At 65.4% G+C, this 18450-nt stretch carries 17 protein-coding genes; 10 read left to right on the forward strand and 7 right to left on the reverse strand.

The window, feature by feature from the left end:
* The first annotated feature begins 5 nt into the window (after positions 1–5).
* A complete protein-coding gene (gene hslU, locus AB4Y43_RS23000) occupies positions 6–1355 on the forward strand; it encodes an ATP-dependent protease ATPase subunit HslU (protein WP_368728869.1) in 1350 nt (449 codons plus the stop codon).
* Between the two features lie 68 nt (positions 1356–1423).
* On the opposite strand, the gene AB4Y43_RS23005 is transcribed toward hslU, so the two are convergent.
* Together AB4Y43_RS23005 and AB4Y43_RS23010 are read right to left on the reverse strand one after the other, a co-directional pair.
* Entirely contained in the window at positions 1424–1966 is a 543-nt protein-coding gene (locus tag AB4Y43_RS23005) for a response regulator transcription factor (protein WP_069264661.1), read from the reverse strand.
* 18 nt (positions 1967–1984) lie between these two features.
* Positions 1985–3418 carry an ATP-binding protein gene (locus AB4Y43_RS23010; protein WP_368728870.1) on the reverse strand — a complete coding sequence of 478 codons (1434 nt, stop codon included), beginning with the start codon at positions 3416–3418 and terminating at the stop codon, positions 1985–1987.
* 117 nt (positions 3419–3535) lie between these two features.
* Here AB4Y43_RS23010 and AB4Y43_RS23015 point away from each other — a divergent pair, with 117 nt between their 5' ends.
* The gene (locus tag AB4Y43_RS23015) at positions 3536–5197 is read left to right on the forward strand and encodes a hypothetical protein (RefSeq protein ID WP_368728871.1); all 1662 of its coding nucleotides are present in this window, start codon (positions 3536–3538) and stop codon (positions 5195–5197) included.
* On the opposite strand, the gene AB4Y43_RS23020 is transcribed toward AB4Y43_RS23015, so the two are convergent.
* A complete protein-coding gene (locus tag AB4Y43_RS23020) occupies positions 5187–5423 on the reverse strand; it encodes a cysteine-rich CWC family protein (protein ID WP_069264653.1) in 237 nt (78 codons plus the stop codon). The genes AB4Y43_RS23015 and AB4Y43_RS23020 overlap by 11 nt on opposite strands.
* A 321-nt stretch (positions 5424–5744) precedes the next feature.
* Here AB4Y43_RS23020 and argB point away from each other — a divergent pair, with 321 nt between their 5' ends.
* The 8 genes from argB (at position 5745) to AB4Y43_RS23060 (ending at position 13473) form a co-directional block, all read left to right on the forward strand.
* Complete coding sequence (argB, locus tag AB4Y43_RS23025) at positions 5745–6644, forward strand: acetylglutamate kinase (RefSeq protein ID WP_069264651.1); 900 nt, start codon at positions 5745–5747, stop codon at positions 6642–6644.
* 52 nt (positions 6645–6696) lie between these two features.
* Entirely contained in the window at positions 6697–7440 is a 744-nt protein-coding gene (locus AB4Y43_RS23030; protein WP_069264776.1) for a pyrimidine 5'-nucleotidase, read from the forward strand.
* A gap of 45 nt (positions 7441–7485) precedes the next feature.
* Entirely contained in the window at positions 7486–8172 is a 687-nt protein-coding gene (gene slmA, locus AB4Y43_RS23035; RefSeq protein ID WP_342949116.1) for a nucleoid occlusion factor SlmA, read from the forward strand.
* A 65-nt stretch (positions 8173–8237) separates the two neighbouring features.
* Complete coding sequence (locus tag AB4Y43_RS23040; protein WP_069264647.1) at positions 8238–8828, forward strand: HdeD family acid-resistance protein; 591 nt, start codon at positions 8238–8240, stop codon at positions 8826–8828.
* Positions 8829–9140: 312 nt separating this feature from the next.
* Positions 9141–10286, forward strand: coding sequence for a homoserine O-acetyltransferase (locus AB4Y43_RS23045; protein ID WP_069264645.1), 1146 nt, complete (start codon positions 9141–9143; stop codon positions 10284–10286).
* Positions 10283–10891, forward strand: coding sequence for a methionine biosynthesis protein MetW (metW, locus tag AB4Y43_RS23050; RefSeq protein WP_069264642.1), 609 nt, complete (start codon positions 10283–10285; stop codon positions 10889–10891). Before AB4Y43_RS23045 ends, metW begins: the two co-directional genes overlap by 4 nt.
* 81 nt (positions 10892–10972) lie before the next feature.
* The gene (locus AB4Y43_RS23055; protein ID WP_368728872.1) at positions 10973–12367 is read left to right on the forward strand and encodes an AmpG family muropeptide MFS transporter; all 1395 of its coding nucleotides are present in this window, start codon (positions 10973–10975) and stop codon (positions 12365–12367) included.
* A complete protein-coding gene (locus AB4Y43_RS23060) occupies positions 12364–13473 on the forward strand; it encodes a M48 family metallopeptidase (protein ID WP_256094708.1) in 1110 nt (369 codons plus the stop codon). Before AB4Y43_RS23055 ends, AB4Y43_RS23060 begins: the two co-directional genes overlap by 4 nt.
* A 30-nt stretch (positions 13474–13503) precedes the next feature.
* Here AB4Y43_RS23060 and AB4Y43_RS23065 read toward each other — a convergent pair whose 3' ends face one another.
* From AB4Y43_RS23065 to gatA, 4 genes are all read right to left on the reverse strand, one after another.
* Positions 13504–14283 carry an exodeoxyribonuclease III gene (locus tag AB4Y43_RS23065; protein WP_368728873.1) on the reverse strand — a complete coding sequence of 260 codons (780 nt, stop codon included), beginning with the start codon at positions 14281–14283 and terminating at the stop codon, positions 13504–13506.
* 86 nt (positions 14284–14369) lie between these two features.
* Positions 14370–15206: a PPK2 family polyphosphate kinase gene (locus tag AB4Y43_RS23070; protein WP_368728874.1), complete on the reverse strand. Its 837-nt coding sequence runs from the start codon at positions 15204–15206 to the stop codon at positions 14370–14372.
* A gap of 146 nt (positions 15207–15352) precedes the next feature.
* Positions 15353–16828 carry an Asp-tRNA(Asn)/Glu-tRNA(Gln) amidotransferase subunit GatB gene (gene gatB, locus AB4Y43_RS23075; protein ID WP_368728875.1) on the reverse strand — a complete coding sequence of 492 codons (1476 nt, stop codon included), beginning with the start codon at positions 16826–16828 and terminating at the stop codon, positions 15353–15355.
* 2 nt (positions 16829–16830) lie between these two features.
* The gene (gene gatA / locus AB4Y43_RS23080; RefSeq protein ID WP_368728876.1) at positions 16831–18321 is read right to left on the reverse strand and encodes an Asp-tRNA(Asn)/Glu-tRNA(Gln) amidotransferase subunit GatA; all 1491 of its coding nucleotides are present in this window, start codon (positions 18319–18321) and stop codon (positions 16831–16833) included.
* Positions 18322–18450: the final 129 nt, after the last annotated feature.

The following is an 18450-nucleotide window of genomic DNA, read 5'->3' on the forward strand; positions in this document are numbered from 1 at the left end:
TCAGGATGAGCACCATGACCCCCGCCGAGATCGTCTCGGAACTCGACAAGCACATCATCGGCCAGGCGAACGCGAAGAAGGCCGTGGCCGTCGCGCTGCGCAACCGCTGGCGCCGCCAGCAGGTCGCCGAGCCGCTGCGCCAGGAAATCACGCCGAAGAACATCCTTATGATCGGGCCGACGGGTGTCGGCAAGACCGAAATCGCGCGTCGTCTCGCGAAGCTCGCGGATGCGCCGTTCATCAAGATCGAAGCGACCAAGTTCACCGAAGTGGGCTACGTGGGCCGCGACGTGGATAGCATCGTGCGCGACCTCATCGAAATCTCGGTGAAGCAGACGCGCGAAACGGAAATGCGCAAGGTGCGCAGCAAGGCCACGGATCAGGCCGAAGACCGCATTCTCGACATCCTGCTGCCGACGGCACGCCCGGTAGGTTTCGGTTCGTCCGATGCGGCGAGCCACGCCGAAAGCGGCGACAACACGACACGCCAGACCTTCCGCAAGCGCCTGCGCGAAGGCCAGCTCGACGACAAGGAAATCGAGCTGGACGTCGAGCAGCCGCAAGTGGGCATGGACATCATGGGCCCGCCGGGCATGGAAGACATGACCGAGCAGATCCGCTCGATGTTCGCCAATCTCGGCGGCGGCAAGAAAACGCGCCGCAAAGTGAAGGTCAAGGAAGCGCTCAAGCTGCTGACCGACGAGGAAGCCGGCAAGATGCTCAACGACGAAGAGGTCAAGCAAAAGGCCGTGCAGAACGTCGAGCAGAACGGCATCGTGTTCCTCGACGAAATCGACAAGATCGCCTCGCGCAACAACGAAGGCAGCGGTGGCGAAGTTTCGCGTCAGGGCGTGCAGCGCGATCTGCTGCCGCTCGTGGAAGGCACGACCATCAACACGAAATACGGGATGGTGAAGACCGATCACGTTCTGTTCATCGCGAGCGGCGCGTTCCATCTTTCGAAGCCGAGCGATCTGATTCCCGAACTGCAGGGCCGTTTCCCGATTCGTGTGGAACTCGACTCGCTCTCCGTGAAGGACTTCGAAGCGATTCTGGTCGCGACCGACGCGAGCCTCGTGAAGCAGTATCAGGCGCTGCTTGCCACCGAGGACGTGCAGCTCGATTTCGCCGAAGACGGGATTCGCCGCCTCGCGGAAATCGCCTTCTCCGTGAACGAGAAGACCGAGAACATCGGCGCGCGCCGTCTGTACACGGTGATCGAGAAGCTGCTGGAAGATGTCTCGTTCGCGGCCGGCAATCACGCGGGCAAGAGCGTGACCATCGACGCCGCCTACGTCGACCGCGCGCTCGGCGAAGTGGCGCAGGACGAAGACCTGTCGCGTTACGTGCTCTAAACGTTACGCATGACGCATGAAAAAGGGACCCCGTGGGGTCCCTTTTCTTTTACCGCTCCGGACTGTGCTTACTGGCGCACCGGGCGCTTCGCGAGCTTGCGCTGCAGCGTGCGGCGGTGCATGTTGAGCGCGCGCGCCGTGGCCGAAATGTTGCCGTTGTGCTCGGCCAGCACGCGCTGGATGTGCTCCCATTCGAGGCGCGCGACCGAGAGCGGCGCCGGGTGCTCGATGGCCTCTTCGGCCTGCACGGCGCTCGCATCGCTTTGGAGTGCCGAGAGAATCATCTCGACGTTGGCGGGCTTGGCCAGATAGTTGTCCGCGCCGTCCTTCACGGCCTGCACCGCTGTGGCGATGCTTGCGTAGCCCGTGAGCACGAGCATGCGTGCGTCCGGCTGCAGTTCGCGCAGCGGCGCGATGAGCGACAGGCCCGAGTCGTTGCCGAGATGCAGGTCCACGGTGATCTGCGAGAACTTCTGCTGATTGGCGAAGCGAATCGCCTCTTCCGCATTGTGTGCCTGCTTCACCTCGAAGCCGCGCCGCGTGAGGCCGCGCGTGAGGATGTCGGAGAACACTTCGTCGTCGTCGATGACCAGAAAACTCATATCGCTCATGCCTGATTCTCCGTGTTGTTACGCGGCGTCGGACCGGGTCGGCCCCTCGCCTGATCCAATCTCCGAACCCGCGGGCGCTGCGCCTTCGCGCGCCGCCGCGGGGTTCGCCTGACCCGCCTTGACCTGCTTCGCCGGCAAGCGCAGCACCGCACGGGTGCCGCGTGGACGGCGCGTGCGCGTGCCGCTGCCGGTTACGGCGCCGGTCGACGTCTCGTCATCCGCGCCGCTCACTTCGCCCGACGCGCTGCCGGGCGGCGTGACGTCGTTGAGTTCGATCGAGCCGCCAAGCCGCGCCGCCGACGAAAACGCCAGATACAGCCCGACGCCGTGACCGCCCTGGGTGCTGTCCACGGGCGCGGCGCCCAGCGAGGCGCGCAGCGAGGACGGAATGCCGGGCCCGGCATCGCAAACTTCGAAATCGATGTAGCCGGCCCGCGCGGCCGCATAGGCGCGCAGCGTCACGAAATCGCGGCTGGCGCGCGCGGCGTTGTCGAGCAGGATGGTGAGGATCTGGCCCACGGCGACGGTGTCGTCGAGGGCGAAGTCGTTCAGTCCATTGTCGAGGAGTTCGAACTTCACGTGCGGATGGCGCAGGCGCCATTGCTCGACGAACGGCCCGAGCCATTCGCTCACGAGCTGGCGCGCGCCGGTGGATGAGGCGCGGCTTCTGAGTCGTGCGAGCGCCGAGGTGCAAAGCGAGATCTGCTTGTCGAGCAGTTCGAGGTCGGGGGCATACGGTTCGAGGCCCTTGTCCGTGCGCGCGACGTCGCGCAGCTCCTCGGTGAGCATGGCGATGGTCGAGAGCGGCGTGCCGATCTCGTGCGCCACGGTGGCGGCCTGCACGCCCAGCGCCACGGCACGCTCGTCGCGCAACAGGCGCTGCTGCGCGTCGCCGAGCGCGGTGTCGCGCTGGCGCAGCGCACGCGACATGCGCGCGACGAACCACACGATCAGGCAGACGCTCACCATGAAGTTCACCCACATGCCCGCACGATAGTAGTCGAACAGGTTGGCGGGATTGTCGAGATTGAGCGGAACGTTATCGAAGCCGAGCAGCACGTAACAGGCCACTGCGAAGGCCGCGAGCCAGGCGGTGAGATACCACGGCAACACGGCGGCCGCGATGGCGAGCGAGGGCAGGTACAGCGAGACGAACGGATTGGTCGTACCGCCGGAGAGAAAGAGCAGCGCGGAAAGCGCGCCGAGATCGACCCAGAGCTGGCCGAACAGTTCGAGATTCGACTCGGGACGATCCTGCGTGACGCGCAGCCAGGTCACGCCGTTGAACGCCACTTCCATGGCGATCACGAACAGCATGGCGGGCAACGGCAACTGCACGCCGATGAAGAGTTGCACGAACGCGATCGTGCAGAGCTGGCCGATGATGGCGAGACTGCGCAGCCAGAACAGATGGCTGAGATTGACGCGAGCACTGACGGTTATGCGATGCATGCTGTCAGTTTACCGGTTAAGACTTATCTGATTCATCATCTTGAAAGGGTTTGCTTCAATCCATGTCATCCGCCGACCACTTTTGCTTCGGCGCTTTCTGACAAGCAAGACGGAACAATGCAAGCCTCGCCCCCTGACGTACTCCACGCTGTGCGCAATCTCTTTCTCGATTTCATCGACGCTGCCACCGCCAGTGGGACCGACGAGGCGACCGATGCGTCCGCACACGAATTGCTGGCCGCCACGCGCGCCGAGCTGCGCGGCCTGGACGACGACACGCTCGTCCTCATCGCCGCTCGCGCACAGGATAGCGCGCTGGCGCAAGAAGCCATACGCCTGAGCGCCGCGCTTGCCCGGCTCGCACCGGAGCGGGCCGCCGCGTGGTTCGCAGCGGGCCTCGCGCTGCAGTTTGCAAACCGTCACGCCGAAGCGGTAGAACCTTACCGCCACGCGCTGGGAATCGCGCGTACGTTTCCAAATCTGCGCAACAATCTTGCAACAGCTTTGATGCAGATCAATTTTGGAGACCGCGAGATTCTGCAGCTGCTCGAAGAAACGGTCGCCGAAGAGCCCGACAACGTCAACGCCTGGATCAACCTGGCGCGCGTGTTGCCAACCGATACCGACGCGGCGCGATCACTCCACGCCAGCCGCCGCGCGCTCGAACTCGCGCCGCAAAGCCCACTCGCTCTGAACAACCATGCGATGGCCTGCAAGGAAACGCAGCAGTGGGACGAGGTCGAACGCGCCGCGCGCGCCGCCTGCCAGTATGCGCCCAACGACGCATCGCTACGTTCGAACCTGTCGATGATCCAGCTTCTGCGCGGCAACTATGCCGAAGGCTGGCCCGGACACGAGCTGCGCTGGCAGGGCTCCAGTGAACTGGCCATGGGCCGCCCGGTGTTCCCGAAGCCCGAGTGGCGAGGCGAGCCGCTCGCGGGCCGCACATTGCTGGTGTGGGGCGAACAGGGCATGGGCGACCTGCTGCAATTCTGCCGCTACGTGCCCATGCTCGCGGCACGCGTGCATCGCGAAGGCGGCCGGCTCGTCTGGAATACGTTTCCGCAGATGGGCGCGCTGCTCGCGCGTAGCCTGGGCCGCCATTGCGACCTGTACTGCGCGGGCGGCCCCGTCGAAAACCTGCCGCCCTACGATTGCGAAGTCTCGCTGTTGAGCCTGCCGCTGATATTCGGTACTGAAGAAGCGACTGTCCCGGGCCCCACCGGTTATCTCAAGGCCGATCCCGAGGCGGCGGCGCGCTGGCGCGAGCGCCTGGCGGTCGAACAGCGTCTGAAGGTCGGGGTCGCGTGGACGGGCAGCCTCACGCACAAGCGCAATCCGTTTCGTCGCGTCGGACTCGAGCGGTATGCCCGGCATTTCGGCGGCATCGAGGGCGTGGCGTTCTATTCGCTGCAGCCCGGCGCACAGCAGGACATCGCCGCGGCGCACGAAGCGGGCTTCGAGGTGACCGACTTCAGCGCCCAGTGGAAGACCTTCGACGACACCGCCGCGTTCGTCGACGCGCTCGACCTGGTGATTTCCGTGTGCACGTCGAGCGCACACCTTGCGGGCGCGCTCGGCAAGCGCGCCTGGGTGCTGCTGGACGTGAATCCGCATTGGGTCTGGCTGCTGGATCGACGCGAAAGTCCGTGGTATCCGAATACCCGGCTGTACCGTCAGCAGGCGTTCAGACAGTGGGAACCGGTGCTCGACGAAGTGAGCGCCGATCTCGCGGCGCTCGCGCACGCTGCGCAACGCAGCACGCCCTTCACGGCATAGCGCTCCTGCCCTTCGGTGCGTCGCTCGCTGCCGGCGCCGCCGCCGCCGCGAGACATTGGGGGCAGAGGCAGCGCCCGCGCGGGTCCAGCTCGCTCGCGGGCAAGGCGGGCAGCGACTTGCACCAGCAATCGAAGGGTTCGGTGTTCCTGCCGCAATCGAAGCTGTTGCCGCAGCGGGGGCAGCGGGCGCTTTTCATGCCGGTGGCGGGCACGGCGGAGGCGGTCATGGCGCGCACTCCTCTCGAAGCCATGGGTTGGCGACAGGAAGATGATGCCACAGCCCGCGCGCACGTCTTGCACCTCGCTTTTCACGCCCGCCTTTCCCAGCCGATTTCGCCCCGTTTTGCGGCGCGCCGATGCGCTCGCGCCCGTGTTGCGCATGTGCCTCGCGAAGCGTCCGGTGCCCGTCGTTTTCCCCGCCGTTTTCCCTGCTGCACCGCGCCAGTCCTGTACAATCCGCCCTGTTTCGACCGTTTTGCGGCCGCGTTCTTCGTCCGCGGATCTTCGTCCGCGAGTTTCGTCTGTTTTTCGTCCAAGTCTCCGCCGCCATGTCCGAGCCCATCGACCTTTCGCAGATCGCCCCCACCCTGAAAGCCGAAATTCTGGCCGAAGCGCTGCCTTACATTCGCCAGTATCACGGCAAGACCGTCGTCATCAAGTACGGCGGCAACGCCATGACCGAAGAGCGGCTCAAGCAGGGCTTCGCGCGCGACGTCATCCTGCTCAAGCTCGTGGGCATCAATCCGGTCATCGTGCACGGCGGCGGCCCGCAAATCGATACGGCGCTCAAGAAGATCGGCAAGCAAGGCACGTTCATCCAGGGCATGCGCGTGACCGACGAAGAAACCATGGAAGTCGTCGAGTGGGTGCTCGGCGGCGAGGTGCAGCAGGACATCGTCACGCTGATCAACCACTTCGGCGGCCACGCGGTCGGCCTGACCGGCAAGGACGGCGGCCTGATCCACGCGCGCAAGCTGATGATGCCGGACCGCGACAAACCCGGTCAGTACATCGACATCGGCCAGGTGGGCGAAGTCGAGGCCATCAACCCGGCGGTCGTGAAGGCGCTCCAGGACGACGCGTTCATTCCGGTGATCTCGCCGATCGGCTTCGGCGAAGACGGCCTCTCGTACAACATCAACGCGGACCTCGTGGCGGGCAAGCTCGCCGTCGTGCTCAACGCCGAAAAGCTCGTGATGATGACGAACATCCCGGGCGTGATGGACAAGGCGGGCAATCTGCTCACCGACCTCTCGGCGCGCGAGATCGACGCGCTCTTCGAAGACGGCACGATCTCGGGCGGCATGCTGCCGAAGATCTCGTCGGCGCTCGACGCAGCCAAGAGCGGCGTGCGCTCGGTGCACATCATCGACGGCCGCATCGAGCACTCCGTGCTGCTGGAAATCCTGACCGAACAGCCGTTCGGCACGATGATCCGCTCGCACTAAGCGCCTTCCTCCCAGCGGCGGCGCCGTGCCGCCGCCGCGTCTCACGTCCGCGATGACCGACTCCAGCCTTCATGCCAGGCGTGCCCGGCGCCGGCCGCGCCGCGTCGCCCGCAAAGTGGGCACTCCCGTCTGGCTCTTCGACCTCGACAACACGCTGCACAATGCGTCGCGCGCAATCTTCCCGGCCATCAACGCCGGCATGACGCAGTACATCATCGACGCGCTCGGCGTGAGCCGCGACGAAGCCAATCACCTGCGCACGAGCTACACGCGCCGCTACGGCGCGACGCTGCTCGGCCTCACGCGCCATCATCCGATCGACCCGCACGACTTTCTCAAGGTCGTGCACACCTTCGACGACCTGCACGGCATGCTGCACGCCGAGCGCGGCCTCGCCCGCACGCTCGCCGCGCTGCCCGGGCGCAAGATCGTGCTCACCAACGGCCCCGAGGACTACGCGCACGCGGTGCTCGCGGCGCTCGGCATCGAGGGGCTGTTCGAGCGCGTGATCGCCATCGAAGGCATGCGCTCGCGCAGCTACTGGCGCGCCAAGCCCGATTGCGCGATGCTGCGCGGCACGCTGCGCCGGGCCGGCGTGGCGCTCGCCGATGCGATCCTGATCGAAGACACGCGCAGCCATCTCAAGCGTTACCGGCGCCTCGGCATCCGCACCGTCTGGATCACCGGGCATTTGCCGGCGCATCTGCCGGGCACCGGCAGACCGCACTATGTCGATCGTCGCATTCGTTCGCTAAAATCCCTGAAACCAGGCCTGCAGTCGGGACGCTCGAAGTAAAACGGGGGAGCGCCAACCCAGAGGCCAACGCCAGGGACGATATCCATGCAGCCGACACAAACGCGTGAAGCAGTCGAAGCAGCAGATTCGCCGGGCGCGGCCCGCCGCGCCCCCCGCCCGAAACCGGGCGAACGCCGTATCCACATTCTCCAGACGCTCGCCACCATGCTCGAGGCGCCGCGCGGCGAGAAGATCACCACCGCGGCGCTGGCCGCGCGCCTGGGCGTTTCCGAGGCCGCGCTGTATCGCCATTTCGCGAGCAAGGCCCAGATGTACGAGGGCCTCATCGATTTCATCGAGCAGACGCTCTTCGGGCTCATCAACCAGATCGTCGAAAAAGAGCCGAGCGGCGTCCTGCAGGCGCGTGCGATCGCCCTCATGCTCGTGAACTTTTCCACACGCAACGCCGGCATGACCCGCGTACTGACCTGCGAAGCCCTCGTGGGCGAACATGAGCGCCTCGCCGAGCGCGTGAACCAGATGCTCGATCGCGTCGAGGCGTCGCTGCGCCAGTGTCTGCGCGTCGACCTCGCCCAGGAGGCCGAGCGCAAGGCAATTTCGGGGTCTGACCATGTCAACGCGAAGCCGGCCGCCAAGGGATACGATCCAACGGTCCGGGCGAATCTGGTCGTGCGCTATGTGATTGGTTGCTGGCATCGCTACGCGCAAAGCGGCTTCACGCGTTCACCGAGCGAGCACGCCGACGAGCAGATCCGCATCATTCTTCAATAGCGCGGCCGCGGCAGCGTTGTTCCGTGGCGGCTGCTCGCGTCGCTAACAGGAAGGAGAACCGTCGCATGAACCGTCCCGTTCCTCCCCTCGGCCTGCCGCCCATCCTGATGGGCCTCTCCGCCCACTGGGGCTGGCTCATTGCGCGAGGCATTGCCGCCATCGTGTTCGGCGTGCTCGCCTTCTCGCTGCCCGGCCTCACCGTGCTCACGCTCGCCATCGTCTGGGGCGCCTACGCCCTCGTCGACGGCGCATTCGCGCTCATCTACGGCGCGCGCGGCGGCGGCACGCGGCGCTGGACCTACATCGTCATCGGCCTGATCGGCGTGATCGCGGGCCTCGTGGCGTTCTTCTGGCCCGGCGAGACCGCCATCGTTCTCGTCATGATCATCGGCGTCTGGGCGTTCTTCACGGGCATTTTCGAGATCGTCTACGCGATCCAGTACCGGCACGCCATCGCGCATCCGTGGGCGGTCGGGATTTCGGGGCTGCTCTCGGCCACGGTGGGCTTTTTCTTCGCGATGTTCCCAGGTGCTGGCGCGCTCTCGCTGATCTGGGTGATCGCCGCCTATGCGGTCCTCTACGGCCTCCTGATGATCATCGCGGCCTTGCAGCTGCGGCGCTGGCGCAACGCGAATCCGTCCGCGCCCGGCAAGTGATAAGACTTCGCGGCCTCGCGCGGTGCGCGGGCACGTGAAGGGACGGTGCAAAAGCGCCGGGGCGGCAGCGCGCCGCCCGGGCCGCCTTTCCCGTGCGCCGCGTCGCTTTGCACTTTTTCCGATATACTCTGCGTTCCTTTTGCAATACCCACGCGCCGATTTGCTGACTCGATTGCGGGCGCGTGAACTCTCAAGGCCTGGGCCCGGGAGTTCGATATAAATGCGGCTAAAGAGGTCGTCAGCTGCGCCAACCCTTTCGCACTCCGCGCCCGCCGACACCGTTTAGCCGCCCGAAAAACCAAGGCGGAACGAATGGAATCGATCGGCATCGTCGCTCCTCAAACACTGCATTTCGACGAGCCTCTGCAACTGCAGAACGGCACGGCGCTGGCCGGGTACGACCTCGTGGTCGAAACCTACGGCACGCTCAACGCCGCGCGCAGCAACGCGGTGCTCGTCTGTCACGCGCTCAATGCGTCGCACCACGTGGCGGGTGTCTACGCGGACGACCCCAAAAACGTGGGCTGGTGGGACAACATGGTGGGCCCGGGCAAGCCGCTCGACACCAACCGCTTCTTCGTGATCGGCGTGAACAATCTCGGCTCGTGCTTCGGCTCGACCGGCCCCATGAGCCTCGACGCGGCCACCGGCCAGCCCTATGGCGCGAAGTTTCCGGTCGTGACCGTCGAGGACTGGGTGGACGCCCAGGCGCGCGTGGCCGATCGCTTCGGCATCGAGAAGTTCGCCGCGGTGATGGGCGGCAGCCTTGGCGGCATGCAAGCGCTTGCATGGAGCCTGCGCTATCCGGATCGTCTCGGCCACTGCATCGTGGTCGCCTCCACGCCCAAGCTCTCGGCGCAGAACATCGCGTTCAACGAAGTCGCGCGCTCGGCCATCCTCTCGGACCCCGACTTCCATGGCGGCGACTACTACGCCCACCACGTGAAGCCGCGCCGCGGCCTGCGCGTGGCGCGCATGATCGGCCACATCACCTATCTGTCCGACGACGACATGGCCGAGAAATTCGGCCGGGCGCTGCGCCGCGCGGAAGGCGCGGAGAACGCCTACAACTTCAACTTCGACGTGGAATTCGAAGTGGAGTCATACCTGCGCTATCAAGGCGACAAGTTCGCCGACTACTTCGACGCCAACACCTACCTGCTGATCACGCGCGCGCTCGATTACTTCGATCCCGCGAAGGCGTATGACGGCGACCTCACGCGCGCGCTCGCGCACACGAAGGCGAAATACCTCGTGGCGAGCTTTGCGACCGACTGGCGTTTCGCGCCCGCACGCTCGCGCGAACTCGTGAAGGCGCTGCTCGATCACAAGCGCCAGGTGACCTACGCGGAAATCGACGCGCCGCATGGCCACGACGCCTTCCTGCTCGACGACGCGCGCTATCACAATGTGGTGCGCGCTTACTACGAACGTATTGCTGCTGAGGTGGGCGCATGAATCAGAGCGCTTTCGACAGTCTTTCCGCCCGTCCCGACTTTCGCACCATCGCGCGCTGGATCGAACCGCGCGCGAAGGTGCTCGACCTCGGCTGCGGCGACGGCTCGCTGCTCTCGCTGCTCACCGAGGAACTGGAGTGCACGGGCTACGGCATCGAGATCAACGACGCGGGCGTGCTCGCTTCGGTGAAGAACGGCATCAACGTGATCCAGCAGAATCTGGAAGACGGCCTGCGCCTGTTCGAGGACGCGAGCTTCGACTTCGCGATCCTCTCGCAAACGCTGCAGACCATTCACCAAACGGCCGCCATCCTGCGCGAGACGGCGCGCGTGGGCAAGGAGTGCATCGTCTCGTTCCCGAACTTCGGCTACTGGCCGCACCGGCTTTCGGTCATGCGCGGACGCATGCCGGTTTCGAAGTCGCTGCCCTACCAGTGGCATAACACGCCGAACGTGCGTGTTCTCACGGTGAAGGACTTCGAGGCGCTCGCGCCCGAGGTGGGCATCGAAATTCTCGACCGCGCCGTGCTCCATGGGGGTCAGACCGTTCGTTGGGGTGTGAACTGGCGTGGTAGTCTTGCGGTCTATCGCGTGAGAAAAAAATGACGCCGTGCGCGGCGTCGCGTGTTTTTCTGCCCGACCAGTTCACCTGGAACCGCACCCAACACCGCCGCCGCTAACGACGACATGCAGAATCCGCCCCACGAGGCACCCGCTCTTACCGCTCACGAATCCCACCCCGGCTGGCGTGCGTATCTGAATACGCACATGCTGATCTGCGTGTTCCTCGGCTTTACCTCCGGGCTGCCGCTCTTCACGCTCGTCTATCTGGTGCAGGCGTGGCTGCGCTCGGAGGGCGTCAATCTCAAGGAGATCGGCCTCTTCGCGCTGATCCAGTTCCCCTACACCTGGAAGTTCGTCTGGGCGCCGCTCATGGACCGCTACGTGCCGCGTCTGCCCGGCTGGCGCCCGGGGCGGCGGCGCGGCTGGATGCTCGTCACGCAGATTCTCGTGGCGCTCGCCATCGGCACGCTCGGCTACGTTTCGCCGAAAGATTCGATCTGGACGGTTGCCGCGCTCACCGCGCTGGTGGCGTTCTTCGGCGCGAGCCAGGACATCTCCATCGACGCCTACCGGCGCGAACTGCTCACTGATACGCAGCAGGGCCTCGGCAACGCCGTGCACGTGAATGCCTACAAGATCGCGGCACTCGTGCCGGGCTCGCTCGCGCTGATCCTCTCCGATCATCTGCCGTGGAGCACCGTATTCGTCGTGACGGCGGCGTTCCTGATTCCCGGCATGATCATGACGCTCGTCGTGAAAGAGCCCGAAGTGCACGGCGCGCCGCCGAAGAACCTGCGCGAAGCGATCGTGCAGCCGTTCGCCGAATTCGTGCGCCGCGACGGTCTCGCCGCGGCACTCTTTGTGCTCGCGTTTATCTTCCTCTACAAACTCGGCGATACGATGGCGACGACCCTGTCCACATCGTTCTTCCTCGACATCGGCTATTCGCGCACGGAGATCGGCGTGATCGCCAAGATGACGGCGTTCGGCGCGAGCCTCGCGGGCGGCATTATCGGCGGCGTGGCGCTCGTGAAGATCGGCATTGGGCGCGGGCTGTGGATCTTCGGCTTCCTGCAAATGATTTCCACTCTGGGTTTCGCATGGCTCGCGCAGCTCGGCGCAGGCTCGCCCTCGCTCGCCGCCATCTACGATGCCGTGCTCGCCGTGAGCCACGCGGTTTCGTGGGCCGCAGGTCTCTTCGGCGCAACCGTGCAGTTCACGCTCGATCCGCGCGCCGTTGCGCTCGCGCTCGTGTACGGCTTCGAGACCTTCGCAACGGGACTCACGCTCGCTGCGTTCACTGCCTATATTGCAAGCACGACCGATCCGCGTTACACCGCCACGCAGTTCGCACTCTTCACGAGCCTCGCCTCCGTGCCGCGCACGCTGGCCTCCGCCGCGAGCGGCTACGTGGTGGCGAAGATCGGCTGGTTCGACTATTTCATCGTCTGCACGGTGCTCGCGGTACCGGGTATGCTCCTGCTCATTCGTATTGCCCCGTGGAGAGTCCGGTCGTGAGCACGCATGAGACCGTCGCGCAAAGCCCGCGTGCGCTGCAGCGCAGCGGCGCGCGCGCGCGTGCGCTCGTGCTGGCGCTCGCCACCGCCTGGCCGGCGCTTGGCGCATGGAATGCGTGGGCTGCCGAGAACCCCGCCGCGACGAACGCCCCCGCCGCCGTGCCAGGCAATCCTGCACTGCCGCCAGCCGGCAATGGCGCGACCAACCCGGCGAATAACACGAACGGCGCAGCAAACATCGGCGCAAACGCGAGCGCTACGCCGGGCAGCGTCGCCCCCGGCGCGCCGAACACGGGCCGCGTGGTGCGCTTTGGCAACGCCGCCGTGTACCGCAACCTGATTCCCTCGCCGATGCTCGAAGCGCAGGCCACTGCCGAGTTCAACGAGATCGTGCGCGGCGCGGCCCATTCGAACCGCCTCTATGCCGAAAGCGATCCGCACGTGCAGCGCGTGCGGGCGTTCGTCGACCGGCTCGCGCCTTACTCGCTGAAGTGGGGCGATCGCGTCAAGAACTGGAAGTGGGAAGTGGCGGTGATCCGCTCGAACGACATCCGCATGTACGCGCTGCCGGGCGGCAAGATCGTCGTGTATGGCGGCCTGCTCGATCGCGTGAAGCTCAACGACAACGAGTTCGGCATGCTGCTTGGCCACGAGATCGCGCATGCAGTGCGCGAGCACGTGCGCGAGCGCCTGGGCGAACAACAGGCCGCGCAGATCGAATCGGGCTCTGTGCCGCAGCTATTCGGGCTCGCGGACCTCGGCGTGTTTCCGCTCGGTATCGGCTCGCAACTCGTGGAAATGCACTACGGCCGCGCCGACGAAACCGAAGCCGACGTGATCGGCAGCGATATCGCCTCGCGCGCGGGATTCGATCCGCGCGCGGCGCTCACGCTGTGGGACAAGCTCGCGGTGGCGACGCGCGCCGACCGCGACCAGGGATTCATCTACGTGCATCCGTACACGCCGGCGCGACGCGCCGATATCGCCAAGCGCCTCGCCGACATGATGCCGCTCTACGCAAAGGCCATGGGCAAGCCGCTCGCCGAGTTGCCCGACTACGAGGGCATCCCGGCCGTGCAAAAGCGCAAGGTGGTCTCGGCGCCCTGAAAGCGGTTTCACAGCGCGCCGCGGTGAGCGTCAGCTCTTGACCTTGTGGTCGTAGTCGATGGTCAGCGGCGCGTGGTCGCTGAACTTGATGTCCTTGAAGATCGAGGTCTTTTTCGCCTTGTGCGCAATGCCGGGCGTCGCGATCTGATAGTCGATACGCCACCCCACGTTCTTCGTATACGCCTGGCCGCGGTTGCTCCACCACGTGTATTGCTCGGGGCGCGGGTCGAGCGTGCGGAACACGTCCACGTAGCCCACGTCGTCGAAGAGGCTCGTGAGCCATGCGCGCTCTTCGGGCAGGCAGCCGGAGTTCTTCTGGTTGCCCTTCCAGTTCTTGATGTCGATTTCCTTGTGGACGATGTTCACGTCGCCGCACAGGATCACTTCGCGCTCACGCTTGAGTTCCGCGAGATGCGGCATGAATTCGTCCATGAAGCGGTACTTCGCGGCCTGCCGTTCGTCGCCGCTCGAGCCCGAAGGCACGTACACGGAGATCACCGAAAGCTTGCCGAAGCGCGTTTCCACATAGCGCCCTTCCGGGTCGAACTCCTCGCTGCCAAAGCCGATGATCACCTCGTCGGGCTCGTGGCGCGAATAGACGCCCGCGCCGCTATAGCCCTTCTTGACCGCATGCTGGAAGTAGCCCGTGAAGTCGTGCGGGGCGAGGAATTCCGGGGTCATGTCGTCCTGCGAGCACTTGATTTCCTGCACGCAGAGCACGTCGGCCTTCTGTTCGCCGAACCATTCGAAAAAGCCTTTCTTCGCCGCCGAGCGGATGCCGTTCAGATTCGCGGTGATCACACGCAACATGTCTTCTTTCCTCTTGATTGTGCGTTGCCTCGCACGGCGCGCCGAAGCGGAACTGCACCGCGCCGCGCGAGGGAATACGGTCGGTCTCAGTCGATCCTGAGACCCTTGAGTTCGGCCTTGGCCGGCGGAAATTCGAGTTTCAGACTGTCCATCAGGCGCAGCAGCAGTTCGGCCACCATGAGGTTGCGATGCGACTTCGAGTTCGCGGGAATCACGTACCACGGCGCGTATTCCGTGGAGGTAGCCGCGAGCGCGTCGTGGTACGCTGCCTGATAGGCGTCCCAATGCCTGCGCGCTTCGAGATCGGAGACGTCGAATTTCCAGTGCTTGGTGGGGTCGTCGATGCGCGCCTGGATGCGACTGCGCTGCTCGTCCTTCGAGATGTGCAGCATGCACTTGATGATCGACGTGCCGCTCTCGGCGAGCAGCGCCTCGAAATGGCGAATCTGCCGGTAGCGGCGCTCGCACTCGGCCGAATCGATCTGGCCAATCACGCGCGGCACGAGCACGTCTTCGTAGTGGCTGCGGTTGAAGATCGCCAGCTCGCCGGCCGCGGGCACTTGCAGGTGCACGCGCCAGAGAAAGTCGCGCGCGGCTTCGATGGGCGTCGGCGCGCGAAACGGCACGATGCGCAGGCCGAGCGGATCGACCTCGTGAAACACGCCGCGGATCGTGCCGTCCTTGCCGCTCGTGTCCATGCCCTGCAACACGAGCAGCACGCGCTGATGGCGCTGCGAATGCAGACGCTCCTGCAATATGTCGAGCTGGTTGCCGATCTCGGCGAGCCGGTCGCGGTCACCGTCCTTGCTGCCGGTCGAGAACGGTTTCGCGGCGGGGTCGAGCGCGCTGAGCGAGAACGTCTCCGTCTTCTTGTCGCTGAAGTACGGCACGCGGTAATTGTCGAGACTCGGGATGTGGGACATGCGTTGTTCTCCTCTCTCTCGTGAATATGACGGCGCCAGCACTGCTGCCCGCCTGAAGCGGCAAGGCGGCGCCGCGCTGCTACGCACGACGCCGCCTCGCTAGCATGCCCGAATCAGGGCAGCACGCTACTCAAACCCGCCCAAACTCAGCCCAGCTTCTTCTTCAGCAGCTCGTTGACCTGCTGCGGGTTCGCCTTGCCCTTGGTGGCCTTCATCGCCTGGCCGATCAGCGCGTTGAACGCCTTTTCCTTGCCGGCGCGGAATTCTTCCACCGACTTCTGGTTCGCGGCGAGCACCTCGTCGATGATCGCTTCGAGCGCGCCGGTGTCCGAGATCTGCTTGAGGCCCTTCGCTTCGATGATGCGATCGGCAGCGGCTTCGTCGGCAGCCTTCTCGTCCCACATCGCCAGGAACACTTCCTTGGCGATCTTGTTCGAGATCGTGCCGTCGGCGATGCGCGCGAGCAGCACGGCGAACTGCGCGGCCGAGACCGGCGAAGCGGCGATGTCGAGGCCTTCGCGGTTGAGCTGCGACGAGACTTCGCCCATCAGCCAGTTGGCGGCGGTCTTGGCTTGCGCCGCGCCCGCCTTCGCCACCACGGCTTCGAAGTAAGCCGCCATTGCCTTGCTCGACGTGAGCACGTTCGCGTCATACGGCGTCACGCCGTACTGCTCGACAAAGCGCGTTTGCATCGTCGCGGGCAGCTCGGGCAGCTCGCCCTTCACGCGCTCGACCCACGCGGCATCGATCACGAGCGGCATGAGGTCGGGGTCGGGGAAATAGCGGTAATCGTGCGCGTCTTCCTTGCTGCGCATCGAACGCGTCTCGCGCTTGTCGGGGTCGTAGAGGCGCGTTTCCTGCACCACCGTGCCGCCGTCTTCGATCAGCTCGATCTGGCGGCGCACTTCGTACTGGATCGCCTCTTCGAGGAAGCGGAACGAGTTCAGGTTCTTGATCTCGGCGCGCGTGCCGAACTCCTTCTGGCCGACCGGACGCACGGAGACGTTCGCGTCGCAGCGGAACGAGCCTTCCTGCATGTTGCCGTCGCAAATGCCGAGCCACACGACGAGCGTGTGCAGCGACTTCGCGTACGCAACCGCTTCGGCGGCACTGCGCATTTCGGGTTCCGTGACGATTTCGAGCAGCGGCGTGCCGGCGCGGTTCAGGTCGATGCCCGTCATGCCCGCGAAGTCTTCGTGCAGCGACTTGCCCGCGTCTTCTTCGAGGTGCGCGCGCGTCAGGTTGACGGTCTTCTCGTAGGCTTCCTTGCCGGCCTTTTCGTTGGCCGGGACCTGGATCGTGATCTGCCCGCCCTGCACGACCGGAATCTCGTACTGGCTGATCTGATAGCCCTTGGGCAGGTCCGGATAGAAGTAGTTCTTGCGCGCGAAAATGCTGCGCGGCGCAATCGTCGCGTTGATCGCGAGGCCGAACTGGATCGCGCGCTCCACGGCGCCGCGGTTCATCACCGGCAGCACGCCCGGCAGCGCGAGATCGACGGGGCAGGCCTGCGAGTTGGGCGCGGCGCCGAACTGCGTCGATGCGCCCGAGAAGATCTTCGACGCCGTCGACAATTGCGCGTGCGTCTCCAGACCGATCACCACTTCCCACTGTGTTGCCATGTTCATACCCCTGCCGGCGCCTTGCGATGCCAGTCGGTCGCGCGCTGGAAGGCGTCGGCGACCTGCAGCATGCGGGCCTCGTTGAAATAGTTGCCGACGATCTGCAGACCGACGGGTCGCTGCGCGTTCGCACCCGCGCCGAAGCCGCACGGCACGCTCATGCCGGGCAGGCCCGCGAGGCTCGTGGAAAGCGTGTAGATGTCCGCGAGGTACATCTGCAGCGGATCGTCGCCCTTGGCGCCCAGGTCCCATGCCACGCTCGGCGCGACCGGTCCCATGATGACGTCGCACTGTTTGAACGCTTCCTGGAAGTCTTGCGCAATGATGCGGCGAATCTTCTGCGCCTGCAGGTAGTACGCATCGTAGTAGCCGTGCGAGAGCACGTAGGTGCCCACCAGAATGCGGCGCTTCACCTCGGGGCCGAAGCCCTCGGCACGCGACTTCTTGTACATGTCGAGCAGATCGCGGTATTCGGCGGCGCGGTGGCCGAAGCGCACGCCGTCGAAGCGCGAGAGGTTCGACGAGGCTTCCGCCGGGGCGATCACGTAGTACACGGGAATCGACAGCTCGGTTTTCGGCAGCGTGACTTCCACGAGCGTGGCGCCGAGCGATTCGTACGTCTTCAGCGCGGCGTCGATGGCGGCGCGCACGTCGTCGGCGAGACCCGCGCCGAAGTATTCCTTCGGCAGGCCGATGCGCAGGCCCGCGAGCGGCTTGTCGGCGCTGGCGTCCTGGCTCCAAGTCTGGCCGACGAAGCGCGTGTAGTCCTCGTGCTCGTGCGTGAGGCTCGTCGAGTCGCGCTCGTCGAAGCCGCCCATGGCGTTCAGAAGCAGCGCGCAATCGCCGGCGCTGTGCGCGAACGGGCCGCCCTGGTCGAGCGACGAGGCGAACGCGATCATGCCGTAGCGCGAGACGCGGCCGTAGGTGGGCTTGATGCCCGTCACGCCCGTGAACGACGCCGGCTGGCGAATCGAGCCGCCGGTGTCGGTGCCGGTCGCGGCGGGCGCGAGGCGCGCGGCGACGGCCGCGGCGGAACCGCCCGACGAGCCGCCCGGCACGGCCTTCGTGTCCCACGGGTTCTTCACGGCGCCGAAATGCGAGTTCTCGTTGGACGAGCCCATCGCGAATTCGTCCATGTTGGTCTTGCCGAGGCAGACCATACCCGCGCGTTCGAGCCGCTCGACCACGGTCGCGTCGAACGGGCTCACGTAGTTTGCAAGCATCTTCGAGCCGGCGGTCGAGCGCCAGCCGCGCGTGACGAACACGTCCTTGTGCGCGAGCGGAATGCCCGCGAGCGGGCCCGCGTGGCCCGAGTGCAGGAGCGCGTCGGCGGCCTTCGCCTGGGCGAGCGTCAATTCGGGATTGACGTCGAGGAAGGCGTTCAGGTCTTGATGCGCTTCAATCCGGCCCAGAAAGTGCTGGGCCAGCTCGACTGCGGAGCACTCCTTCGCAGCCAGCGCGGCGCGCAGTTCGGTCAAGCTTTTGTCATGCATTGCGTGATTCCTGGAAGAACGTCACGGCGTGGTCGAAATCCGATCGTTGCGCCGTCCGGGAGCCGCTCGACCGACGTTGGCAAACGTGTGGGCCGCTACCCGGAAAACCCCGGAAAATTCGGGAGTCCG

Source organism: Paraburkholderia sp. BR10872, assembly GCF_040965835.1.
GTDB classification, from domain to species: Bacteria; Pseudomonadota; Gammaproteobacteria; order Burkholderiales; family Burkholderiaceae; genus Paraburkholderia; species Paraburkholderia nodosa_A.